This window comes from Fibrobacter sp. (assembly GCA_024398965.1).
In the GTDB taxonomy this organism is placed as follows: domain Bacteria; phylum Fibrobacterota; class Fibrobacteria; order Fibrobacterales; family Fibrobacteraceae; genus Fibrobacter.
Genome location: JAKSIF010000008.1, coordinates 61,727 through 86,011, shown reverse-complemented (window position 1 = coordinate 86,011; position 24,285 = coordinate 61,727). Strand labels below are relative to the sequence as shown.

Sequence of the window (24,285 nt, the reverse complement as noted above, 5' to 3'; positions counted from 1 at the left end):
CCCGTAAGCATATTGTAACATTTTATGAAAAATCCCTTTACATTCCACCACACCATGGCTATATTTGTAAAACATTCAAACAAAAAAAGGAGAACAGAATGTTCAAGAAAATCATCCTCGCTGCCTGCGTTATCGCATCTGCAGCATTCGCACAGATCAGCGTCGGTGGCCACGCCGCAGCAAACATGAGCTCCATGTGGGGCGACAACGCCGATAACATCGCCAGCAGCTTCGGTTTTGCAGCTGGTGTTGAAGCAAAGATCACCCTTCCGGCACTCCCCCTGGCTGTTGTTCCGGGCGTTATGATCGACATGCGTAACTCCTGCGGCGACGACGACGACAAGGCTACCATGACCACTTGGGCATTGGATATCCCCGTTATGGTTCGCTTCTCCATTATCCCGGCATTCTACGTTCAGGCTGGCCCCACTCTTGGCTTCCTCCTGAGCCACTCCGAAGCCTATGATGGCGAAGATGTGCCCGATGAATTTGTTCCCGAAACCAACACCTTCGAATTCGGCCTCGCCTTTGGCGTTGGCACCAGCATCCTCCCCATGCTGGACATCGACTTCCGCGTGAACATGGGCCTCACCAACGTCTTTGAAGAAGTGGACTATGGCTTTGGCACCGAAGAAATCGACGCAAAGAACCTCCAGTTCGCTCTCGGCGTAACCTACTGGTTCATGTAATCGATCGTAGAATCGAGATTTTGGCAAAATTCGCCTAATTTTAGCGAAAAACGCGAAATTTTACAAAAAACACCTGCTACAGACCCCTGTGGCGGGTGTTTTTTTATGAATAAACGCATAAAGCCTTCGGCAAATGCGCTGCCCTCAAAAATCAGCCCTTCCAAAAAGTAAGAAATTTTTCATCCAACTCATTGACAGACAACGAGTTAAACACTATATTATGGGAAAACAACTTAACCTTCTATAGGAGAAAAAACATGATCAAGAAGATTGCTCTCGCTGCAGCTCTCGCTGCAACCGCATCCTTTGCAACCTGGGACAAGTTCCCCGTTCTCGAAGCAGGCAAGGGCCAGGCCAAGGTTGGCGTAGGCTACGACATGCAGGGTGACTACAGCGACCTCGGCATGTATGTCGGCGCTCGCTACTCCGTTATCCAGGGTTTGGAACTGGGCCTCGCTGTTCCGTTCCGCTTCTACTCTGACTTCGATGGCAACGATCTGGAAGCAGATGGCCTCGGCAACATTCCTCTCATGGTCCGTTACCAGTTCATGCCCACCATGAACGCTTTCGTTGACGTGAACCTCCCGTTCGGTGACGATTCTTACAACGAAGAAGGCGCATGGAACTTCCACTTTGGTGTCCAGTTCTCTCAGAAGTTCGGCATGATCGACCTGGGTACTGAAGCTGGCCTCGCCATCACCACCGAAGGTGACGACGAAGTTTCTCCTCCGTGGGAACTGAACGTCGGTGCAGAAGCTGACTTCGTTCTCGGCGGCCCTGTTACCCCGTACGTCGGCATTGATATGAACATGCACCTGGGTGAATACACCCACGACGGTGACGAACTCCCGGGTTCTGACGAAAGCGGTACCCTCGGTCTGTGGATCTACGTTGGTGTTGGCTACGCCATCAACCAGATGATCAGCCTCGACGCATCCTTCGGCTTCGGCGTAGGCGAAGACTACTACGGCGAAGACACTCCGATGTCCATCGACCTGAACGCAAAGTTCAACTTCTAATTTTTTCAAGATTAGACAGAAAAAGCTCCTCCTATCAAGGGAGGGGCTTTTTTGGTGTCAAAAATTTCTAAATTTGCCGCAGAAATTCAAAAACAAGGAGCAACTATGTTCAAGAAAATCGCACTGGCTGCAGCACTTGCCGCAACAGCATCCTTCGCAACTTGGGACTACTATCCGGTTCAGGAAGCCGGCAAGGGTACCGTAGAAGGCGGCCTCTACTACGACTGGGACGACGATTGGTCTCAGGCAGGCCTCAAGATCGGCGCACGTTACTCCGTTGTACAGAATTTGGAACTCTCCCTCCAGGGTTGGGGCTATCAGTTCTGGAACGAAGTGGATTGCGACGGTTGCCCCAATGGCGGTGACGGTCTCCGCGACTTGACTATCGGCGCACGCTACCAGGTTGCTCCTATCGTAGCAGCATTCATCGACTTCCGCCTCCCCATCGGCGGTGACGAAGTTTCCTCTGACGAAATGGACCTCTATCTCGGTGCACAGTTCTCCATGCCCACCAACGTTCCGGGTTTCGTATTCGGTTCTGAAGCAGGCATTGACTGGGGCTTTGAACACGACAACTACGAACGCGGTCTCGAAATCCATATCGCTGGCGAAGCTGGCTACACCATTCCCAACACCATCATTACCCCCTATCTCGGCCTCCAGTTCAAGCTGCAGCTCACCGAAGACACTTGGAATGATGGCGACTTCGGTGCAGACGACTCTGGCGACACCCAGGTTAATATCTGGCTCGGTGCAAAGTTCGCAGTTATCCCCAACATGCTTCTTGACGCTCGCCTCATCGTTCGCTCCGGCGACATGGACGGTGACGCAGCAGGCCTCTGGGTTGGCGTAGACTACAACTTCTAATTTGCAGAGCTGATTCCACAATCTGCTGAATTACATCAAAAGGCTTCCCGAATCAGGGGGCCTTTTTTAATTTATATTTACGGTACCTACGATGCGTAACGTTCTACTGACCATACTGATGATTGGCATTAGCCTTGTCTGGGCAGAGCCCAGGTTCGTAACGACCACATCCGTAGAGAACATCCAAAGCAAGATTTCCCAGTTGAAGGAGATGCGTGAAAGCGAAGAACTTTCCGACTACGAAAAGGAACAGCTGAACGAACTCTGGGAAGAAGCAGGCCGCATTGAGGTCATGAACGAACGATGCGGTTCCATTTCCCTCACCGAAACGCTGGACACGGAATGCGGAAGCTTCTACGAAACGGAACTGCCCGAATTCGAAACGTCCTTCTTTAGAATTACAGGCGAAATCCGCCTTAGCTCCACCAAGCTTTTCAACTCCGTCGAAAAAAAACGCCAGGCGATCAACCTCTGCTATGAAGCCCTCCAGATCGAAGCCTTCTACCCTGCCCGATTCTACACGCTGGAAGGAGACTACGCCGCGGAACCCCTCCCCAACGACGGCATTGAAATCAGCTACGATTTTACCCTACAGCCAAAGACCAGCGCCACGACTCAGCTTGAAGAACAGATGCAGCATTGGTACGCAGCCTGCGGTTCAATTATACTCCACAGCGACAACAGCGGAAACCTGGCCCCGGTATTCCAGGACCTGATAGAAAACAGCAAGTCACAGGCAAAGAACAAGAAAGGCTCCCTGTATTTCGATGTCGAAAAGAATTACGGAAGAACCTCTCTTTCTGTCAAGACCTTGAATGGAATCAACGGCGTATATTTTCTGAACGGGCGTCAGCTATTCGACTACGGATTTTCCAGCGGCTCCACAATCTTTACCATCAGTATCAGCAAGCACGGAATGAACATTCATCTGGCCAGGAACGACGTTCGCTGGCACGACAAAATCAATCTTTATGAGGATGAGGTCAAGAACGGGCTCAAGGGTCGATTCGCATGGAGCGACAAAAAAACTGAAGAACCGGTCGCACCAAAGGCAGTCCGCAACAGTACACCCAAAAGTTACAAGGCTTCCTACAAGTCATACGGTAACGACGACGAGGACAATGATTACCCGAAGCCCACTCCCAAGGAAGACAACGAATCCCCCAAAGCTAGTGAAAGCGGATTCAACGTAACCTTCCAGATTCTGGGAGGCGTCTACATGGCCTTTGACGAAGCCAGTTCCGCCAAAGGATTCGATGGCTACTACCTAGGCGAGAACGATTCCATATCCCAATTTACGCCCTACCTAAGCGGGCTTTTGGTTTTTGAATTCACCAGGAGTTTCGCCATCGGCATAGGTGGCGGCATCGCAAACAACAGGGTCAATTACGAATTCTGCGATTCGTACTATGGCGAAGAAGAATGCGACGAGGTAAACATCTACAGTTCCACCGTTCCTGTGCTTACGGCAGAATTGAGCCTCGGCGAAGAAATAAATGGCGGCGTAAGGTTCAACTACGTCATGGACGACGACTTACCCACCTATTATCTTGGCGGCTTTATAGAACTTGCAAACCTGGTAGGCATCGAAATCGGCTGGGTCCATGCAGAAGATCTCTGGGACAATGCCTACCTAGGCCTTACACTCAGGCTTCCTCCAAGGCACTTCCTGGAACGAATCAAGAAGAACGCAGAGAAGAACCGGAACCGATAGCCGGAATTACTTTACGTCGTATTCCGGAACCGGGAGAGCCTCGCCCTTCTTCATGGCGGCATCGAGAGCGGCAGACTTAGCCGGATCGAGCCACCAGTAAACCGGGATGGCGTCTTCGCGGTTGAAATTGTCTAGCACCTTCTCGGGCATGCCGTAACGGTTCCAGTAGAGAATGCGGTGGTGATCGCACTGCCACATAAGAACGTAGGGAACCAGTTCTGCCAGGCGGTTGTCCAATGCCTTGAGAATTTCGTTACGCTTGGCCAGGTCGAATTCCGTCTTCTGCAGGTTGATAAGGCTGTCTACCACGGCATCCTGGAGGCCGCTCAGATTATTGGTACCCTTGTCCATGGCAGTCTTGGAGAACCAGCTTGCCTCAGGATCACGGAGGCGGCCCGCGCCCCAGTTCACCCAGTAAAGATCAAAGTCCGCATCGTCCAGACGCTTGCGCAAGGTACTCTGGCTCATCTGTTCGATGGTGGCAACTACGCCAATCTTCTTCAGGTCTTCCTGGAACAAAGTCAAGTGGCGAAGGTCTTCGCTGCTGGTAATGAAATTGATGGCGAACTGCTTGCCGTCCTTTTCAAGAACACCCTGAGAGTTGACCTTGTAGCCGGCTTCCGCAAACAGGGCGCGTGCAGAGTCAGGATTGAACCTGTATACAGGCGCCGTAGGGTTCTGGTTGCCCGGCCACAGGTCCGGATAGTAGCTGTTCAGCAGGAAGTACTGGCCGTACATGTACTTTTCGTTCATGGCCTCGCGATTCAGCATGAAGGAAAGTGCGCGACGGACACGGACATCCTGATACTCAGGCTTACGCAGGTTGATGGCCATGCCCTGGAACCCGATGGGTTCCTTGTTAAACACACGCTGCTTTACGGCCCAGCCCTTCTGGACGGCGTCAAAGTCGGTCTGCTTCATCCAGATGCTGCTGGTATAGATGGCATAGGCGTTGAAGTCCTGCTTCTTGAAGGCTTCCAGCGCCTTGGTCTGGTCGTTCATGAAGCGGTAGCGGATCTTCTGGAAGTTGTACTTGCCGTGGTTCCAGTTCTTCTTGAAGCCCCACCAGTCTGCACGGCGGACCAGTTCCACATAGCGGTCTTCGCGGAAGGTCTTGATCTTGTAGGGGCCGGACACCACCGGGAATTCATAGCGAATCTGGTTGAAGTCCTTGCCCTGCCAGGCGTGCTTGGGGAATGCCAGCATGCCGGCGGCTTCCCAGAAGTTACCCCAGTGCGTCTCCTTGGCCACCATCTTGATGGTAAGGCTGTCGATAATTTCCGGACGGTCAAAGCGGGAAAGGCCCACCTTGAAGATGGGAGTCAGGTTCTTCTCGTCCATAATGACGTCGTAGTAGTACTGCACGTCTTCGGCGGTAATGGACTTGCCGTCGCTCCACTTGGCGCGGGGATCCACATGGAAAGTAAATGTCCTGCCGTCTTCGCCAACGGTCCAGCTGTCGGCGAGAATTCCCACTTCCTTGTCTTCGGTGGAATGGAGGGAAACCAGCGGTTCGAACATCATGCCCATCAGTTCTGCAGAGAAGCTGTTGTAGTCTTCCCACATGTTGAAGGACTTGGGCATAGCGGAGCCCCAAAGGGTGATGGCGCCACAGGCACGAGCCTCCTTGGATGCCACCGGGTCAAACTCGCCTGTCGCCTCGGGATCTTGCGGCAATACAGGGCAATCCGCCTCGGAAACAGCAGCAGACTTTTTTCCCGCAGATGAATTAGACTCTTGACAACCAACCGCCAAAAAGGCGGTTAGAATGAATGATGAAATATGAAATATTAAAAATGATTTTCTCATATTTACTTCTACGATTTTTTTCGAGACACAGATGTTTTCGATGTTTTAATAATTGCGGTTAGAATATTACGAATTTCTAGACAATCCTTATTCAACGAAGAAAATTCCAAATTTGTAATGTAAGTCCCTTTATTCAGCAACTTTAACCAATAAATGGTTTCAGCACATTCTTTCAAGGATATTTGCATTTTCGCAATAAATTCTTTCTTGCTGATGGACAATTCCGCTTCAGCAATATTTGCGCCAATACTTGTTCCACTTCGAAGTATTTGTTTCGATAAAATAAATTCCTTCTTCGTAGTCAAGTTTTGAAATAACCTTATCATCCTAAAAGCAAAATTTTCACTCTTTTCAACAATCGCATTCTTCATCCTTCACCCTTCATTCTTCATCTTGAATTAATTGTTCTCTGTTAATTGTTAACTGCTAGGGTAGTCCCACGTGTCGTTGTTTCTTGGTTTTGGAGGGGGTCTTTTCTGCGCCGTCCTGTTCTGCCTTGGCAGCCTCTTCGGCCTTAAGCATTTCTAGGCTAACCCGAGCAGCTTCCTGCTCGGACTTCTTCTTGTTGGGACCTACGCCCTGGCCATACACCTTGTCCTTGATGTGGACTTCGGAAATAAACTCCTTCTGGTGGTCCGGACCGCTTTCGCCAACCAGCACGAAGGTCATGGTGGTACGAAGCTTGCCCTGAACATACTCCAGCAGTTCGCTCTTGTAGTTCACAAAGTCTTCGGCCACAATAATTTCCTTAATGCGGGGGAAGTGGAACTTGTTCAAGATGGCACGGACTTCTTCCAGGCCGCCATCCAGATAGACCGCACCGAGCACAGCCTCGTAGGCATCGGCAATGATGGTTTCCTTGCCGCGGTTGTTCATCTTGGCCTCGGCCTTGCCCACCTTGATATACTCGCTCAGGTCCCATTCCGTAGAGGACTGAGCGCAGGCATGGCCCGACACGATGGCACTTTTGCGCTTGGCCAGGTCGCCCTCGGGATCGTTGGGGTACATCTTGTAGAGGTATTCCGTGGTCAGCATGTTCAGAACGGAATCGCCCAGGAACTCCAGGCGTTCGTTGTTCTTTTCGTAAGGCAGGCTGTTCTCCATGGAAAAGGAACGATGGACCAGGGCATGGGCCAGCAGTTCCGGATCCTTGAATCTGTACCCGAGCTTTGCCTCAAGCCCGCCATCGGGCTTCTGGCGAAACCAGAGCTTCAGGATTTTATGCAACATGTTTTCGTTTTCCAAATGTCACTCCTATGTTATGCGGAAGGTATCGGTCTACGTCAAACGGCGATACCGCAAATCCCTGTTAGAAAATAAAAAAGCGGTCCCGGTTTTAGCCGAGACCACTTTTCAATTCCAAAGAATCTTAGGCTAAGTAAGATTAAGCCTTCTTGGATTCGATGAAGGCAACAACGTCAGCAACCTTCTGGAACTTTTCAGCATCGCTGTCGAGGATTTCGACTTCGAATTCGTCTTCGAGAGCCATAACGAGTTCGACGCGGTCGAGAGAGTCAGCGCCGAGGTCGTTGCTGAATTCGGATTCGGGCTTCACATCTTCAGCCTTAACTTCGAGCTTGGCAACGATAACGTCGGTTACCTTCTTAAAAATTTCTTCGTTCATTGTATACTCCATTTTAGGATTGATTGTTTGTGTTCAAATTTAGTAAAAAATGACTAAGCGTTCAAGCCCCCGTCAACGCCCAAAACCTGTCCGGTAATGTAGGAAGCGTCGTCGGATGCCAAAAATGCCACTGCCTTAGCCACGTCAGCGGGGTCGCCAATGCGCTGCAGGGGGATAGAAGCGGCGTACTTTTCCTTGGTAGCGTCGTCCATCTTGGCAGTCATGTCGGTGCCGATAAAGCCAGGAGCCACAGCGTTCACGGTAATGCCGCGGGAAGCGAATTCCATGGCGTTGGACTTGGTCATACCGATAACGCCAGCCTTAGCACCGGCATAGTTGGCCTGGCCAGCCTGACCGCGAATAGCGTTGATGCTGGTAATGTTGATAATGCGGCCTGCGCGCTTGCCCATCATGGTGCGAGCCACGGCGCGGGTGCAAAGGAACACGGAACGGAGGTTGGTCTGGATGACGGCGTCGAAGTCTTCGTCCTTCATGCGCATCAGGAGACCGTCGCGGGTAATGCCAGCGTTGTTCACCAAAATATCTACAGTGCCCATGTCAGCAATGATCTGCTTGAACACGTTCTGCACGGTTTCGGAGTTACCCACGTCGCAAGCATAGCTCTTGACCGTGACCCCCAGTTCGGCACTGAGCTTTGCGGCAAGTTCATCCTTGACGGAGGTGGAAAGGATGGCAACGTCTGCACCCTGGCTAGCCAGTTCGGTAGCGATAGCGAGACCAATACCACGGGAAGCGCCGGTAACGATGGCTTTTTTACCTGTAAGTTTACCCATTTGATAGTTCCTTTATAAAAAAGTTGTGAGTAACGAGCCTTGAGCGATGAGTTTTTATAATCGCGCCTTCGGCGCCACACATTAACTCAATGCTCATAACTCATAGCTGATAGCTATTAGCCTTTCAGAGCAGCAAATGCTTCGATGGTTTCTACCGGGGTGACCTTCACATCGCGGCTGATCTTGCGCATGAGGCCCATGAGAACCTTGCCGGAACCCACTTCAACACCCTGGGTTACACCGAGGGAGATAGCCTTGTTCATGCAGTCGTTCCAGCGGACCGGGGACACCAGCTGGCGGACCAGCAGGTCTGCAATTTCCTTGCCGGAGGTGACAGGTTCAGCGATCACGTTAGCGATGACCGGCTTAGCCACATCGTTGAAGGTGGTCTTGGCGATAGCTTCGGCCAGACCCGGCTGAGCGAACTGCATCAGCGGAGAGTGGAAAGCGCCGGACACTGCCAGAGGAATGGCCTTGATGCCAGCAGCACCGCAGTTTTCGCAGAGCTTGGCAACGCCTTCCTGAGCGCCAGACACGACGATCTGACCCGGGCAGTTGATGTTAGCCGGAACCACAACACCTGCATCCTTTACGGATTCGCAGAGTTCAATAATCTTTGCTTCTTCCTGACCCATGATAGCGGCCATGGCACCGGGGTTCTTGGAACCGGCAGAAGCCATGAGTTCGCCGCGGGTGCGGACCAGGCGGAGACCATCGGCAAAGCTGAAGCCGCCGGCAGCGTAGATTGCAGAGTATTCACCCAGGGAGTGACCTGCAACGTAGTCAAATTCAAAACCTTCGGACTTCAGGAGTTCCATGACCATTGCGGACACGGTGAAGAGTGCGGGCTGAGTATTGTCGGTGCTCTTGAGAACTTCTTCCGGACCTTCAGCCATGAGCTTGGACAGGGAGAAGCCGAGGATTTCGTCAGCTTCCTGCATGATCTTCTTTGCAGGTTCGAAAGTAGAAGCGAGGGTCTGGCCCATACCGACGTACTGTGCGCCCTGGCCAGGGAAAAGAAGAATAGTCTTAGACATTGTTTATTTTCCTTGAATGAAACAACGATAGAAATACATACCAAACTTAAAAAATTTGAGGGGACATCAGGGGATATTTTTCAAATTCAACGATATAAAAAATGCACAACAACTCCCGTAAGGTCTCCAAAAACGCATCATCCAAGTCTGCAAAGGCAAAGAACGTCACCAAAGCCACTGATTCACATCTGAATTCGAAGCATCCAGGTTGGAAACCTCTGGGAAAATTGGAGTATTTAATAAAGCCATTGATGCAAAATTGAATCTGCAGAGAATGCTGTCGAAACAAACTCCGTTATTAGTTTGTCTGAATTTTTGCTTTTACAATTATTTTACAAGAAATCATGATTCGTTGCATCGTCTAAAACGTGTTATAAAGTGTAGGGCGAAAGCGCCTTGCGCTATTGCGGGGGCGTTCCCGTTTTGGAATTATAATGGCAACTTTTGAAGAAAAAGTCGAAAGACAAGTCGAGATCATTAAACAGCATGCGTTCCTGGATCCTACCCGGGACAAGGTCTTCAAGGAAATCTTTTCGAAGGACGTTACACTGATTCATTTTCTGAATGCGATTCTGCACCTGCCCGAGGAACGCAAAATTGTAAGCATCGAACGCAAGAAGCCCGCATCGACGCTGACCTCCGCAATCGATGTGGAGGAGGTCCGTTTCGATGTACACGCCAAGCTCAACAACAATGAGTTCGTGGATCTCGAGATGCAGCGGGCGTCTCACGACGATTTTGCGGACCGCGTGGAACTTTATGCGGACCAGCTTTCCATTGAGTCGAAGATTCACTTTGACAGCCAGCGCACCGAGACCGAGAAGGAAGACCATCCCTATCTGATGCCTACAACCTACAGCGTGTGGATTTGCAACTTCCCGGTTAGCTTTTGCAAAAGCTACCGCGAGGAACTGGGCCTCTTCCGCTTTTCTAGCATCGGTGATCCCGGCGCCTTGCCTGTATATGATAAAAAAAGGTATATTGTAATCGACTTGAGTAAGGTGGATGCGAAGGTCTTGAACCTGAACACTGCCGAGACGGAATGGCTGGAGCTTTTCACCAAGATGGCCTCTGCGAAGGATGCCCCCAAAACGAAGGATCCCGTCATAGCGGATGTTTACAGCCGTCTGGCGGTGAACGCCCTCGAGAAGAACTTTATCACGGAGATTGCAACAGGTATGGTCACAGAAGCTGAAATCAGTACGCGTATCGGAACCGCCCGCCGCGAGGGCCGTGAAGAGGCCAATCTGAGTGCTGCAGAGGCGCTTCTTCGTTATGGTGATTCCGTAGAAAAAGTTTCCTTGGTTCTCAAGCTGCCTCTTGAAAAGGTACAGGAACTGGCTAGTAAGATTGCCTCCGAGAACGCAAAAAACTAATCCTACCACTGAACTCTAATTATAAGGCTCCGATGAACAACCATCGGAGCCTTAATTGCTAAACCAGACAATGCCGACTACGCCGGCATGACATTTAATTAAGCCTGAGGAGCTTCGGCAGAAGCTGCAGCGGTAGCGTCGTCCTTGATTTCGGCAAGGCGAGCGTTCACAGCCTTGGCCACGCCGAGGCGGGCATACTTGGCAGCAACTTCCACAGCCTTTTCAATAGCCAGAGCGTCGGAACGGCCGTGAGCGATAATGCCGGTACCGTTGAGGCCCAGGAGCAAAGCGCCACCAGTCATACGGTAGTCCCACATTTCGTCGAACTTGCGGCCAGCTTCGGAATCGATGTTGCCAAACATCTTGTGATGCATTTCGTAGAAGCCTTCGATCATCTTGAGGATGACGTTGCCGGTAAAGCCGGAGGTAACAGCCACGTCGGCCTTACCCATAATCAGGTCTTCGCCTTCGATGTTGCCGATGAAGTTCACGGGAGCGTTCTTCAGGAGCTGGTAGGCTTCCTGGCAAACTGCGGGGCCCTTGTGTTCTTCTTCGCCCATGTTCACGAGACCGACCTTCGGCTTTTCGCGACCGAAGTAAGTTTCGGCAAATGCAGAACCAGCAATAGCGAAGTCTACGAGTACAGAAGCACGTTCGTCTACGTTAGCGCCAGCATCAACAAGGACGATGGGCTTTTCGGCGGTGGGGATTACGCAACCGATAGGCGGACGGCCAAACTTTTCGGTGGTCTTGCCAAGAAGCATAAGGCAGCTAGCCATCATGGCGCCGGAGTTACCAGCACTGACGGATGCATCTACCTTGCCCATCTTCTGGAGGGCAACGCAGGTTACCAGGCCGGAGTGGGGCTTCTTCTTAAGAACCATGACAGGATGTTCATCCATGGCCACCGGATCCGGTGCGTCCACAACAGAAATGCCGTGACCAGTATAGCCACGCTTTTCGAGACCAGCCTTGACCTCGGCCTCCGGTCCGCACAGAACAATGTGCAAATCAGCATCCTTGTTGGCAGCATTAATGGCGCCATCAATCACTACGTCGGGAGCAAAATCGCCACCCAGGGCATCCAATGCAACTTTAACCATGGTACACTTCCTTATACATCAAAAATCAAAAAAAGGTAAGCCCCGGGTACACCAGAGCTTACCTTAATATACACTAAAAATTAGGCTTCGGCCTTCATGTCGACAACTTCGACACCATTGTAGTAACCGCAAACCGGGCATACGCGATGCGGACGCTTCACGGAACCGCAATGATCGCAAGTAGCCATGGCGGGCACTTCCATCTTCCAGTGGGTGCGGCGCTTGTCACGACGAGCGGTAGAGGTTTTTCTTTTAGGTACTGCCATTTTTAACTCCTGTTAGTCTAGTTACCCTTGGACATTTTGTCTTTAAGGGCCTTGAGTTTGTCCCAGCGAGGATCCATTGGCTTTTCGCCATCGGCTTCATCGCCAGCTTGATTGTTTGTTACAAAGATAAAATCTTCGTCAGGATTTTTCACGGGTGCTTGTGGTTCCTGAAGCAAAATAAGCTCACGAACACACTCGGATACGTCCACGAAGTACTGTCCCAGAGGAATCTTGTAGGCATAGACGTCTACGTCTTCATCATCAAGTTCCTGCTTTGACACCTGGATTCGTTCAACTTCGACCACGATTTCAGTGGAGAAGGGTCGGTCAAACGGGTCCAGAGTACGGGAACAGGTCAGCGTTTGCACGCCAGAGATCGTACCTGTCACAAGCCACTTGTTGTCGCCTTCGGGGCTAACCAGCACCTGAGCTACCAGATCGCCCTTTAGGTGCAGTTCGTCGAAGAGTTCAGGGGCGTCGGCATGGGACCAGACCACCTGGCGGTCTTCGGGTTCAGTCAGTGTTTGTGCAATATCGATTCTCACAGTGGGTGCAAATGTAGTAAATCGGTGATTTTGAGTCAATAAAAAGGCTTTTTCAAAAGAACACTATTCAAATCCTTTTACATTTTCAGCACGTTTGTAAGAAAAATATAAGATAGAGATTCAGGGAAAAAGCCTTTGCCACGGCATTTTCATGTAATCATCACTCAAAGGACGTTTTTCTTGAACTACATTTTGCGCGAATCCAATGATTTTTTCTGTTGTCACATACATCGTTATTGGGCTTTTGGTTGCCTTCTGCCTCTTCTACGCTATCCTGGAGGTGCGGTTCTTCCGTGCCCTGGGGATTGTCCGTGAGGGCAATTCCGATGTGGAGCCGGCCCCGAAGGTAAGCGTGCTGATTGCCGCCCGAAACGAGGCGGAGGGCATCAGGGCCACGCTGGATTCTGTCATGGCACAGGATTACCGCGGATTTTGGGAAGTCTGGGTGGCCGATGACAGAAGCACCGACGACACCCCGAAGATTTTAGCCGAATACGAGGCAAAGTACCCGGAAAAGTTCCACGTTCTCTCCATCAAGGATATTCCGGAGGGAGTCAGCCCCAAGAAGCATGCCCTAAGTTTAATGATCGAGGCCTGCGAAGGAGAAATCCTCTGCCTCACGGACGCGGACTGCATCGTGAAGCCCACCTGGGTTACCGGCATCGTGGCGGAATTCGAACCGGGCATTGAACTTGTAGCCGGCCACTCCTACATTCCCACCACCCCGGGAAAGTCCAGCATTCTTATCTGCATGCAGGCCGTAGAGACTCTTATATATAGAGTGGCAGGAACCGCAGGACTGGCCATGCACCTTCCCCTGACCAGCACCGGGAACAACCTGGCCTACCGCAAGAGTTTCTTCAAGAGCGTCAAGGGCTTCGAGAACGTGATCAAGATCCAGAGCGGCGACGACGACCTGCTGATGCAGAAACTGGCTGCCGACCGCCCCTGGGCCATGCGGTACTGTATTTCGGAAAGCACCTTTGTAACAACAAACGGCAAGGAAACCCTGAAGGAACTCTGGGAGCAGCGCAAACGCTGGGCCTCCAAGACCATCTACTACACACCAAAGATCGTATTTGTATTGAGCATGGTGTTCCTGTTCCTCACCATGCAGTGCGTGGCGGCAATCCTTTCCCCCTTCAGTTTCAACGTTTTCGTGGCCATGGCGGCCACATTCGTCGTCAAGTGCGTTGGCGACCTGGTTTTAATCCTCCGAGGGCTACGGGTATTCAAGCAGGAGCACCTGATCAAGTGGTGCATCCCGGTAGAGTTCATCCACGCCCCCTTTACCGTACTGGCCGTGCTGTTCGGCCTGTTCGGCCGCTTCAAATGGAAGTAAGATATGGCAACTGCAAAGGCAACGACTACAAAGTCCAAAACCACCACAGCAAAGGCTAAGACGACCAAGAGCGCAAAGACCGCTGCAAAGGCCAAGCCCGCTGTAGAAGGCAAGACCCTCATTATCGCAGAAAAGCCCAGCGTGGCACTGGACCTGGTAAAGGTCCTTGGCCAGAAGTCCTTTACCAAAGGCAACGGCGTCTACGAAAGTGACGAGACCATCGTAAGCCACGCCATCGGTCACCTGGTGGAAATCGCCGACCCCAAGGAAATCGACGAACGCTACAAGAAGTGGGAAATGAGCACCCTCCCCATGCTGCCGGAGAAGTTCCCCCTGGTTGCCACCCCCACCACCAAGGCCCAGCTTTCCATCTTGAGCAAGCTGATCAAGCGCAAGGACGTAACCACCATCGTGAACGCATGCGATGCTGGCCGCGAAGGTGAACTGATTTTCTTCTACATCCTGGACTACGTGCTGAAGGGCAAGTTCACGGGCAAGACCATCAAGCGCCTGTGGATGCAGAGCATGACCCCTGCGGCCATCCAGGATGCTTTCGACAACATGCGCGACGGCGCCGACATGGAAAACCTGAAGGCTGCAGCCCTTTGCCGAAGCGAAGCCGACTGGCTTATTGGCATGAACGGCAGCCGCGGGCTGACCGCCTACAACAGTTCCATGGGCGGTTTCCAGATTACCCCCTGCGGCCGTGTGCAGACCCCGACCCTCGCCATCATTGTTAACCGCGAAGAAGAACGCCACCAGTTCGTGCCCAAGAAGTTCTGGACCATCGAGGCCGACTTCAGCAACGATGGCAGCAACTATCAAGGCAAGTGGTTCACCACCATCGGTGACAACAAGCAAAAGCAGATTTTTGACGAAAAGAAGGTACAGGAAATTCTTGCCAAGTGCAAGGGCAAGACGGGTTCTATCGAAGAAACCACCGCCCCAAGCTTCCAGAAGTGCGGGCCGCTTTACGACCTGACCACCCTCCAGCGCGAAGCCAACAACCGTTTCGGCTTTAGCGCCAAGACCACCCTTTCCATTGCACAGGCTCTTTACGAACGCCACAAGGCAACCACCTACCCCCGTACCGACAGCAAGTGCCTGCCCGAAGACTACGTAGGCCCGGTAAAGACCACCCTGAGCAAGATCGAAGGCCCCTTGGCCGGCTACGCCCAGAACGCACTGAACAACAACTGGGTTGTAAAGACACCCAAGGTCTTCGACAATTCCAAGATTTCCGACCACTTTGCCATTATCCCCACCGGCGTCATGCCCACGGATTTGACCGAGGCGGAACAGAAGATCTTCACCATGATCTGCCAGCGCTTTATCGCTGTGTTCTACCCCCCTGCAAAGTACCTGAACACCACCCGCGTTACCACTGTTGAAGACGAGACCTTCCTTACCGAAGGCAAGATCCTGGTGGAACCCGGCTTCAAGGTAGTCTATGGCAAGGATGCCGACGACGAGTCCAACATCCCGCAGCTGAAGGGCAACTCTGCCAAGACTGTGGAAATCGACGCCAAGGAAGACTTTACCAAGCCCCCTGCACACTATACAGAAAGCACCCTTCTCTCTATGATGGAAAGTGCCGGCAAGCTGGTGGAAGATGAAGAACTCCGCGACGCCATGAAGGAACGGGGCCTTGGAACTCCGGCTACCCGAGCAGCCATCATTGAAAAGCTGGTTACCGACAAGTACGTTGTCCGCGACGGCAAGGACATGATTCCCACCGCCAAGGCATTCGACTTGATCAAGGTCCTGAAGGCCATGGACATCGAAGCCCTCACCAGCCCGGAACTGACCGGCGAGTGGGAATACAAGATGGAGCAGATCGAAAAGGGCAAGGAAACCCGCGAAAGCTTCATGAACGGCATCGTGGAAATGACCAAGACCATGGTGACAAACATCAAGGGTTTCAAGGAAGAAAGTACTACCGGCGAGGCAAGCTTCAGCCCGGTCAACGGCAAGAAGGTTTTTGAGACCGTAAGCCGCTACACCACCGAAGACGGCATTGTCATCCGCAAGATGATTGGCGGCAAGCGCCTTTCCGAAGCCGAAATCGTGGAACTCCTGACCAACCGTAAGATTGGCCCCCTTGCCGGCTTTAGAAGCAAGAAGGGCGCCGAATTCTCCGCCGTGGTCATCATCAACGACCAGAACAAGATTGAATTTGTCTTTGACGACAACCGCGAAGGCGCCGAGGTTGAATTGGGCGCACAAGTGGGCGTTTCGCCCCTGGACGGAGCGCCTGTATTCGAGACCCTGACCGGCTACGTCAGCGATTCCTACCTGAAGAAGGAACCCAGCGGTATCCAGCTTCCAAAGATCCTGCTGGGAAAGGAAATTCCTCTGGAGGAAATCCAGAAGATGCTTTCCGGCGTGGGCGTAAAGACCGCGTTGCTGAAGGGTTTCCGCAGCAACAAAACGCACCGCACCTTCGATGCGTTCCTGTACGTAGACAAGTTGGGCAAGCTGAAGTTCGACTTCCCGCCCCGCGAGTTCAAGCCCCGTCGTTGGGGAAGCAAGAAACCTGCAGCCAAGAACGGCGGCGAAGATTTCGTTCCGTAGCCCTTTATGACATCCCGGTTTATTGCGGTCAGTGCATTCTTGATTCTTGTGGCATTGTTTTCTCAAGCAGGCGCCACCGTGTCAAGCACGCCTCTTGTCTTTCGAGATCAGGAGCCATCTTCTCTAGATAGCGCGGTTCTTAAGGTTGTCCCGGACACTTCCAAATCGCAGACAGACCCGGAGCAAAAACAAGTCCATCAAAAAAGCCTTTCCGAAAAGACCATTTCCTTTACGCCAAACAGCAAGAATCCCTACGGGCTTCCTGACGAGCTGATGCCACTCTGGAAATCCATGAGCATTAAGCAGAAGGCCGCCCAGATGGTCATGGTCTACATGACTCCCGCAGATTTCATGATTAACAATGAATTTGGCGGTTACCTGGTCATGAAATCCCACTTGCAAAACCTGGTCCGTTTTTCGGAAAACATTGAGCAAGTCAACAGCGCCATGAGAATCCCGCCCCTTGTCGCCATCGACCAGGAAGGCGGCATCGTAAACAGAGCCTCGGCAATCAGCCCCAAGTGGAACAAGACGCCTAGCGCCAAGGTCATGCGGACCATGAAAAACGAGGATATCGAGGACCTCGCAAAAGGTATCAGTTTTGACCTAAGACATTACGGCGTCAACGTCAATCTCGCCCCGGTTCTTGACCCGTCCAAGGATAGTCGAAACAAGAATTCCTTTATGGAAGAATCCAACCGTTCCTGGGGAAACGACACCACCAACGCAAACAAAGTACGGTCCTTCGTCTCGGGCATGAAAAGCAACGGAATCATTTGTGCTTCCAAACACTTCCCCGGTTATGACTCCTGGACCAACAGCGACTTGCAAATCGCCGTCAGCGCCACACCTGTTTCCAGAATCCAAAAGAATATCGAGTTATTCAAGGCCTTATCCGACGACATTCCCATTACCATGATGAGCAGTGTCAGGTTCATCCGCATTTCTAACAAACCTGCCGTATTCGAGCCCAAGATTGTGCAAATGGCTCGAGACATGTCTCCGGAGACAATCATTCTTACCGACGACCTATGGGGAGTTAGCCTTCGCGCCTGGGTTAGCGGAACAGAACGTGTCAAGGGAAAGAACTATCCTGCAAAGGACTTTAACAAGCTGGTAACCACGGCTCTTACCGCAGGTAACGACATGTTTATGATCACCTACCCTCAGAAAGGCGTAGAAATGGTCAGGATACTTGTAAAGCTTTCCAAGCAGGGAGCCAATTACAAGAAGCGCATCGAAGAATCCGCCGCAAGAATTCTGAAGTTGAAGTACAGGGCGGGAATACTAAATCCCCAAAAGGCCATGGAGGAAACCTGCACAGATTAGCGCAGGCTAGAACATCACTTCGGCTTCCGCCTTGGTAATGTTCTTTACTTCCTTCTTTATCTTATCGGGGCCAGCTTTTTGCAGACAAAGTTTTAAAATTTCTGCAGCAGCCATGGCATCGGCCAAGGCACGATGGTGGTTAAAATCAGGCAGTTCCAGCGACGTTATAAGGTTGTGCAAGCTGTAACTGGGAAGACCCGGAAAGAACTTTCGAGAAAGCTTGACCGTGCAAAGACGCGGTGGGTCCGCCTTAATGCAGGAACGACGAAGTTCCGCCCGCATGAAGCGAGAATCAAATTGCACATTATGGGCTACGAAAATTCGGTCCTTTATCAGTTCGGCGATTTCTTCTGCCACCGCACCAAACTGCGGCTGCCCCTGGACCATTTCGTCGGTAATGCCAGTCAGCTTCTGGACAAAGGGCTGGATAGGCATTCCCGGATCCAGCAAAACCTGGTAGGTCTTGACAACTTCCTGGTCATCCAGCAAGACAATCCCTACTTCAGTAACGCGACCATTCTCCGGCGTTCCACCTGTGGTTTCCAGGTCTACTACGGCAAACTTCATTTGAACTACTTGATAGGAATTTCAAATTCAAGAGTGGAGCGGCCAACTTCGCTAACCACCTTGGCCTTGAGAACCTTGGCCTTGGGGCGCGCATAGAGGGGAACCACCAGCAAATTGGACACGCCATGAGATTCGCTGGGAGTGGCCTCGGTATCGCTAACAGTCTTGGTGAAAATCGGATTTTTCCCAGTATCGTAGATAGAATAGGTCAGGTCGCGATGCATGCCAGGCTTGATCTGCTTCGTGGGAACCTGGAAATATACAATGCCACCCTTGGGAACCTTGCGAAGACTGTCCTTGATTTCTTCTTCGGTGGCAAAGTCTGCCTCCATAGCCATGCGGACATCCTTCTTCAACTTGTCTACGCTTTCGTAGTCTATGGTAATCTCAAACTTTGCATCTTCGGGAATTGCTGTGGGACGAACATCGCGAATCTTTGAATTGTTCTGGTAATATTCCCAGCGACCATTATCGTGAAGGATCACAGTTGCGCCATTGGAAGCCTGCGCAATCAGATCCTCAGCAGAAGAAACGCCTGCCATTGCAAAAACCAAGGCTACCCCAACCAAGGCTCGATTTACAAACTTGCATTTTCCAAACATTTTCATACTCCAATTTTTGCAATCTAATATATATCAAAAAACCTTTTTTGTATCCGCCTATCGCATCATGTCGTAAACTTCCGGGCCAATCATACCGAGCTGGATTGTGGTCACAAGAAGACGCTGTTCCAAGTCTGACGGAGGATTCTGAACTCCCGTAAAGGGGAATTTTGAACCATTCTTCTCCGTTTCCTTTAGGAGGCGTTCTGCAAGAGCGGCGTGCAGGGCAAGACTTGCATCGATGTATTTCAGATGAGTAGGTTCTTCCAGGATAAAATTCAAAGGAATCTTATTGTTCAGAACTCTTGAGGCAGGAACCATTTCGCCAAGTTCATCTTCGACGCCCATATTGGCTACGACAATCTGAGGATTTGCAAAGAGGGTGTTTATGGCAGACAACGACAGGGCGCTTTTGATTCCTGTAGCGGTCACCAGGAAATCCGCCCCATGGATAGCTCCGGATACTGCTCCATCATCCATAAAGTCTACGATGCCAACACCGTTGTTTACAAGGACTCCGCTAAAGTCCGTTCCGGAATTACGATTTCGTGTATCCGTTACCGTAGTCACGTTCATATCGCGACGAACACCATGAAGGGCTATTCCTGCGCCAACCTTTCCACTACCGAAGACAACCAACTTTTTCCCTTCAAAGCCAGTCATCCCATAGCCTAGCTGTTCCAAAGCGCGGAAATAACCATCGCCGGTTCCCAAGGTGGTCTCGATACGCTTTACAATGCCACTATCTGCAACATAGACAGGATAGGATGAATTTTCAAAATACTGAACACCACTTCGAGTCAATTCAACAAAGCCAACCTTGGGTCGGCAAAAGGAGAATTGGCCTGCACAATCCAAAATCAAATCAAAGTAATCATCCGAAATGGCTCCGGCACGGATTTCAACATCGCTTATAACAGGAATTCCGAATTCCTTCAGCATCGCCACCACAGCGTCATCGCAGGGCATGGACGCGCCGACGTCACTAATGGCACGACCTACGGAGATTTCGGCACCACCCGCAATCAGCGCACGATACTGAACAAGAGTGTTTCTAAAAATCGGTGTTGCAACAAGGATTTTCAAGCCTTCAAAGGGGCGAGATCCAATCCATTCATCCGATAATTGAGACAAGGCCGGATATTCCCGGGGCTCGTAGGAATCATTGATAACATCATCAAAAAGCATAGGGCAAAGTTAGTAAATCGAGTGTTGCTATATTTCTCCCCAAAAGCAAAAGGATATTTCTATGAAGACTCTTGTAAAGAAATGGATTGAGCTTAGTCTCATTATTCGAATTATCATCGGTCTCGTTTTGGGCGCCGTCTTGGGACTTCTTTTTCCACAACTGAGCGGAATTGGAATTTTGGGCACCCTGTTTGTAGGAGCCCTGAAGGGAGCCGCCCCCATCCTGGTATTCGCCCTGGTGGCAAGCTCCATTGCAGGTGCTGGTGAAGGCATCGGCAGCCGTTTCCGCAAGGTGATCATACTTTACATCATCAGCTCCATCGGCGCAGCAGCCTTGGCTGTTGCTGGCAGCGAACTGTTCCCTGTCACCATGAAACTGACCGCAACGGCAGCCGAGGGTGCCGCACCTAGTGGCATCGGCGAAGTGCTTACCAACCTGGTAAAGAACTGCGTTCAGAACCCGATAGCAGCTCTCGCTGGCGCCAACTACATCGGCATTCTCTTCTGGTCCATCGTCTTTGGCTTTGCCCTCAAGAAACTTCCCGTTGACCATTGCGTCACCGTCATTACCGACGCCTCTGCAGCCATTTCCCAGGTTATCCGCTGGATCATCCAGATGGCACCTTTCGGCATTCTCGGCCTTGTATTCTCCTCCGTGGCAGAAAACGGCATGGGCATTTTTGCTGACTACGGCAAGTTGCTTGGCCTGCTGGTAGGCTGCATGCTGGTGGTCGCCCTCGTTCTCAACCCGCTTATCGTTGCCATCACACTCCGCAAAAATCCCTACCCCCTGGTGTTCCGCTGCCTTCGCGATAGCGGCGTTACCGCATTCTTCACCCGCAGCTCCGCAGCAAACGTCCCGGTGAACATGACCCTCTGCGAACGCCTGGGTCTCGAAAAAGATTTTTACTCTGTCTCCATCCCGCTGGGCTGCACCATCAACATGTGCGGTGCGGCAGTGACCATCGCCGTCATGACCTTGGCTGTGGCCAACACCCTGGGCATCCACGTGGACTTCTTGACAGCCTGCATCCTCTGCGTCATGAGCGCTATCGGCGCCTGCGGAACTTCCGGTATTGCCGGCGGTTCCCTGTTCCTGATTCCCATGACCTGTTCCATCCTGGGCATTAGCGGCGACATCTCTATGCAGGCGGTTGCCGTAGGCTTTATCCTGGGCGTGGTGCAAGACTCCATGGAAACTGCCCTCAACTCCAGCAGTGACGTGATCTTTACCGCCACAGCAGAATACCACCACAGAAAAAAGTGCGGCGAAAAGATTTAACTCTTTTACAAAAATTGTGGTAAAAGGTCTGCTTTTAAGGCAGACCTTTTTCATAGGCGGTTTTTATTAAAGACCATAAAGTTTTTCAATTAGTCAAGGCGAACCATTTTTTCTAAATTACAGCGCCGAAATGGGACTGTAGCAAACAAAGGTCCCGCAACTTAACCGGAGGCTCAAATGGCACTTCAATTCTACAACACCGCATCACGCAAGAAAGAACTGTTTACTCTTCCAGAAGGCGTTCCCGCCGTGCGTATGTACTGTTGTGGCCCTACAGTGTACCACTTCGCCCACATCGGCAACCTCCGCACCTACATTTTTGAAGACTTCCTGGTCCGCACCTTGAACTACTACGGCTACAAGGTGAACCACATCGTGAACATCACCGACGTAGGCCACCTCACTAGCGATGGCGACTCCGGAGACGACAAGATGGAAAAGGGCGCCGCCCGCGAAGGCAAGTCCGTCTGGGATATCGCCAAGTTCTACACCGACGCCTTCATGAACGACTGGCATCGTCTGAACATTCAGGAACCCACCCGCTGGACTCCCGCCACCCAGCACATCCAGGAACAGATTGACCTGGTGAAGACCCTGGAAGAAAAGGGCTTTACCTACCGCACTTCCGACGGCATCTACTTCGATAGCCTCAAGTTCCCCCGTTACGCCGACTTCGCCCGCCTGGACGTTGAAAACCTCCGCAAGGGCAGCCGTATCGACATGGGCGAAAAGCGTGCCGCTACCGACTTCGCTCTCTGGAAGTTCAGTCCCACCGACAAGAAGCGCGCCATGGAATGGGATTCCCCCTGGGGCGTAGGCTTCCCGGGCTGGCATGTGGAATGCTCCGCCATGGCCATGAAGTACAACGGCCCCACCTTGGACATTCACTGCGGCGGTACCGACCACATCCGCGTCCACCACACTAACGAAATTGCACAGAGCGAATGCGCCAACGGCGTTCAGTTCTCCCGCTTCTGGATGCACGGAGAATTCCTCCGTACCGCCAGCGAAGAAAAGCTGGAAGACGGCACCACCGCCACAACATTCGGCAAGATGAGCAAGTCCAGCGGCGAATTCCTTACCGTTGACCTGTTGGTAGACCGCGGCTTCAATCCGCTGGATTACCGCTTCTTCGCAGTGGGCAGCCACTACCGCAACTACCTGAACTTCACCTGGGAAGCTCTGGAAGGCGCCAAGGAAGGCCTCAAGAGCCTGCACAAGAAGACCGACGCCCTCATCGGCAAGGCAACTGCAATTACAAGCGAAGCCGCCAAGGCCTTCCAGGAAGAATTCAAGACCGCCATCGGTGACGACCTGAACATGCCCCGCGCTCTCGGTATCCTCAATACCATGCTGAAGTCCGACATCGACGACGGCGAAAAGGCAGCCCTCGTTCTGGACATGGACAAGGTCTTTGGCCTGAAGCTGGACGAACCCCGTCAGGATTACAAGAAGAAGGCTGACGAAGGTGCCGCTGGCGTTGACGTCGCCAAGGTAGAAGAACTTCTCGCCCTCCGCAAGGAAGCCCGCGCAAACAAGAACTGGGCCGAAAGCGACCGCATCCGCGACGAACTTGCCGCCATGAACATCGTGATCAAGGACAGCAAGGAAGGCACCACCTGGAGCGTGAAGGAATAAAGCGTAAAGGTTAAAGGATAAAGCTTAAAGAAAACCGCTCGGAGAAATCCGGGCGGTTTCTTTGTCGACCTAGGCTGCTGGTTTTTGCTGTTCAAGGAAAATTTTCAACCAAAAACAAATGTATTGCGTTTGTGCGCACAAATTTATATATTTAAGATATGACAAAAAGTGCTAACCTTTATGCTCGTATTGAGCCCGAAGTCAAGAAAGAAGCCGAAAGCATCTTGGACGCTTTAGGGATTCCTGTGTCCAACGCCATCAACATGTTTTACAAGCAAATTATTTTGCAACAGGGACTGCCTTTTGAGGTGAAGTTACCCAAACGACCTGTTGATGAGTCCAGATTGTCCAAGGCGGAATTCGATGCTGAACTAGAAAAAGGCTATGCAGACATGAAGGCCGGTCGCATGACTCCCGCTGCCGCCGTTTTTTCTGACATCAAGAAAAAATACCATGTATGAGCTACCAGGTTCTGGTCTCCGATAACGCAAAAAAAACGACTTAGAGGGAATCGCAGATTATATATGCAATTCCTTGAATGCTCCTGTTGCAGCACAAAAAATTTTGAAAAAGTTACAGGATTCTATTCTGGGACTATCTGTTTTTCCGGAACGATACCCAATATATGCGGAAGAGCCTTGGCAAAGTCGTGGCGTTCGAAAAATGAACGAAGGCAATTACAATATCTTTTACGTAGTACAAAAAATACAGGTCGTGGTCTTGCGAGTATTTTATGTCGGTCAAGATGTTCCATCTTTGTTGAACGAACCGCAAGCAAACTATAAAGCCAGACCATAACAGTATTCCTTTCGCAAGTAAATTAACATTTTCTGAAATATTTATTTCGTTCAGAAATTTTCTACTCTGAAAAGAATTCTCCGATGACTGTGAGGGAGTCGGGGGATATTTTTAGCCAGCAA

The 24,285-nt window shown here is 51.4% G+C and carries 24 protein-coding genes; 12 read left to right on the top strand and 12 right to left on the bottom strand.

What is annotated here, in order from left to right; translation table 11 throughout:
- The first annotated feature begins 98 nt into the window (after positions 1-98).
- The 4 genes from MJZ26_05690 to MJZ26_05675 all read left to right on the top strand — a co-directional run bounded on the left by MJZ26_05690 (position 99) and on the right by MJZ26_05675 (position 4,289).
- Entirely contained in the window at positions 99-689 is a 591-nt protein-coding gene (locus tag MJZ26_05690; GenBank protein ID MCQ2105265.1) for a PorT family protein, read from the top strand.
- Positions 690-946: 257 nt separating this feature from the next.
- Complete coding sequence (locus tag MJZ26_05685; protein MCQ2105264.1) at positions 947-1,708, top strand: porin family protein; 762 nt, start codon at positions 947-949, stop codon at positions 1,706-1,708.
- 105 nt (positions 1,709-1,813) lie between these two features.
- Complete coding sequence (locus MJZ26_05680) at positions 1,814-2,575, top strand: transporter (protein ID MCQ2105263.1); 762 nt, start codon at positions 1,814-1,816, stop codon at positions 2,573-2,575.
- 91 nt (positions 2,576-2,666) lie between these two features.
- Positions 2,667-4,289 carry a hypothetical protein gene (locus MJZ26_05675; protein MCQ2105262.1) on the top strand — a complete coding sequence of 541 codons (1,623 nt, stop codon included), beginning with the start codon at positions 2,667-2,669 and terminating at the stop codon, positions 4,287-4,289.
- Positions 4,290-4,295: 6 nt separating this feature from the next.
- On the opposite strand, the gene MJZ26_05670 is transcribed toward MJZ26_05675, so the two are convergent.
- The 6 genes from MJZ26_05670 to fabD form a co-directional block, all read right to left on the bottom strand.
- Positions 4,296-6,044, bottom strand: coding sequence for an extracellular solute-binding protein (locus tag MJZ26_05670; GenBank protein ID MCQ2105261.1), 1,749 nt, complete (start codon positions 6,042-6,044; stop codon positions 4,296-4,298).
- A 62-nt stretch (positions 6,045-6,106) separates the two neighbouring features.
- Positions 6,107-6,469 (bottom strand): four helix bundle protein, encoded by a 363-nt coding sequence (locus MJZ26_05665; protein MCQ2105260.1) that lies wholly within the window; start codon positions 6,467-6,469, stop codon positions 6,107-6,109.
- Between the two features lie 55 nt (positions 6,470-6,524).
- Positions 6,525-7,343 carry a ribonuclease III gene (rnc, locus tag MJZ26_05660; protein ID MCQ2105259.1) on the bottom strand — a complete coding sequence of 273 codons (819 nt, stop codon included), beginning with the start codon at positions 7,341-7,343 and terminating at the stop codon, positions 6,525-6,527.
- A gap of 139 nt (positions 7,344-7,482) precedes the next feature.
- A complete protein-coding gene (acpP, locus tag MJZ26_05655; protein MCQ2105258.1) occupies positions 7,483-7,722 on the bottom strand; it encodes an acyl carrier protein in 240 nt (79 codons plus the stop codon).
- Positions 7,723-7,775: 53 nt separating this feature from the next.
- Entirely contained in the window at positions 7,776-8,516 is a 741-nt protein-coding gene (fabG, locus tag MJZ26_05650; GenBank protein MCQ2105257.1) for a 3-oxoacyl-[acyl-carrier-protein] reductase, read from the bottom strand.
- 116 nt (positions 8,517-8,632) lie between these two features.
- The gene (gene fabD, locus MJZ26_05645) at positions 8,633-9,553 is read right to left on the bottom strand and encodes an ACP S-malonyltransferase (protein ID MCQ2105256.1); all 921 of its coding nucleotides are present in this window, start codon (positions 9,551-9,553) and stop codon (positions 8,633-8,635) included.
- A 434-nt stretch (positions 9,554-9,987) separates the two neighbouring features.
- Between fabD and MJZ26_05640 the strand changes: the two genes are divergently transcribed.
- Positions 9,988-10,929, top strand: a complete 942-nt coding sequence (locus MJZ26_05640) for an Rpn family recombination-promoting nuclease/putative transposase (GenBank protein ID MCQ2105255.1) — start codon at positions 9,988-9,990, stop codon at positions 10,927-10,929.
- 98 nt (positions 10,930-11,027) lie between these two features.
- Here MJZ26_05640 and plsX read toward each other — a convergent pair whose 3' ends face one another.
- The 3 genes from plsX to MJZ26_05625 form a co-directional block, all read right to left on the bottom strand.
- On the bottom strand, positions 11,028-12,032 hold the full coding sequence (plsX, locus tag MJZ26_05635; GenBank protein ID MCQ2105254.1) for a phosphate acyltransferase PlsX: 1,005 nt from the start codon (positions 12,030-12,032) through the stop codon (positions 11,028-11,030).
- Between the two features lie 80 nt (positions 12,033-12,112).
- Complete coding sequence (rpmF, locus tag MJZ26_05630) at positions 12,113-12,298, bottom strand: 50S ribosomal protein L32 (protein ID MCQ2105253.1); 186 nt, start codon at positions 12,296-12,298, stop codon at positions 12,113-12,115.
- Between the two features lie 17 nt (positions 12,299-12,315).
- Positions 12,316-12,843 carry a DUF177 domain-containing protein gene (locus MJZ26_05625; GenBank protein MCQ2105252.1) on the bottom strand — a complete coding sequence of 176 codons (528 nt, stop codon included), beginning with the start codon at positions 12,841-12,843 and terminating at the stop codon, positions 12,316-12,318.
- 205 nt (positions 12,844-13,048) lie between these two features.
- Between MJZ26_05625 and MJZ26_05620 the strand changes: the two genes are divergently transcribed.
- Genes MJZ26_05620 through MJZ26_05610 form a run of 3 tightly spaced genes read left to right on the top strand, consistent with a single transcriptional unit; the run spans position 13,049 to position 18,088 of the window.
- Positions 13,049-14,185 carry a glycosyltransferase gene (locus MJZ26_05620; protein MCQ2105251.1) on the top strand — a complete coding sequence of 379 codons (1,137 nt, stop codon included), beginning with the start codon at positions 13,049-13,051 and terminating at the stop codon, positions 14,183-14,185.
- A 3-nt stretch (positions 14,186-14,188) separates the two neighbouring features.
- A complete protein-coding gene (locus MJZ26_05615) occupies positions 14,189-16,759 on the top strand; it encodes a DNA topoisomerase III (GenBank protein MCQ2105250.1) in 2,571 nt (856 codons plus the stop codon).
- A gap of 6 nt (positions 16,760-16,765) precedes the next feature.
- A complete protein-coding gene (locus MJZ26_05610) occupies positions 16,766-18,088 on the top strand; it encodes a hypothetical protein (GenBank protein ID MCQ2105249.1) in 1,323 nt (440 codons plus the stop codon).
- 6 nt (positions 18,089-18,094) lie between these two features.
- Here the strand turns inward: MJZ26_05610 and MJZ26_05605 are convergent, their stop codons facing one another.
- From MJZ26_05605 to MJZ26_05595, 3 genes are read right to left on the bottom strand one after another with little or no spacing between them, the layout of a single operon-like run.
- The gene (locus tag MJZ26_05605; GenBank protein ID MCQ2105248.1) at positions 18,095-18,655 is read right to left on the bottom strand and encodes a 3'-5' exonuclease; all 561 of its coding nucleotides are present in this window, start codon (positions 18,653-18,655) and stop codon (positions 18,095-18,097) included.
- A 5-nt stretch (positions 18,656-18,660) separates the two neighbouring features.
- Positions 18,661-19,263, bottom strand: coding sequence for a hypothetical protein (locus MJZ26_05600; GenBank protein ID MCQ2105247.1), 603 nt, complete (start codon positions 19,261-19,263; stop codon positions 18,661-18,663).
- A 51-nt stretch (positions 19,264-19,314) separates the two neighbouring features.
- On the bottom strand, positions 19,315-20,445 hold the full coding sequence (locus MJZ26_05595) for an adenosylhomocysteinase (GenBank protein MCQ2105246.1): 1,131 nt from the start codon (positions 20,443-20,445) through the stop codon (positions 19,315-19,317).
- Positions 20,446-20,506: 61 nt separating this feature from the next.
- On the opposite strand from MJZ26_05595, the gene sstT reads away from it, so the two are divergent.
- The 4 genes from sstT to MJZ26_05575 all read left to right on the top strand — a co-directional run bounded on the left by sstT (position 20,507) and on the right by MJZ26_05575 (position 24,163).
- Positions 20,507-21,727 (top strand): serine/threonine transporter SstT, encoded by a 1,221-nt coding sequence (sstT, locus tag MJZ26_05590; protein ID MCQ2105245.1) that lies wholly within the window; start codon positions 20,507-20,509, stop codon positions 21,725-21,727.
- A 177-nt stretch (positions 21,728-21,904) separates the two neighbouring features.
- A complete protein-coding gene (cysS, locus tag MJZ26_05585; protein ID MCQ2105244.1) occupies positions 21,905-23,365 on the top strand; it encodes a cysteine--tRNA ligase in 1,461 nt (486 codons plus the stop codon).
- Between the two features lie 158 nt (positions 23,366-23,523).
- On the top strand, positions 23,524-23,826 hold the full coding sequence (locus MJZ26_05580) for a type II toxin-antitoxin system RelB/DinJ family antitoxin (protein MCQ2105243.1): 303 nt from the start codon (positions 23,524-23,526) through the stop codon (positions 23,824-23,826).
- 73 nt (positions 23,827-23,899) lie between these two features.
- A complete protein-coding gene (locus MJZ26_05575; protein ID MCQ2105242.1) occupies positions 23,900-24,163 on the top strand; it encodes a type II toxin-antitoxin system RelE/ParE family toxin in 264 nt (87 codons plus the stop codon).
- Positions 24,164-24,285: the final 122 nt, after the last annotated feature.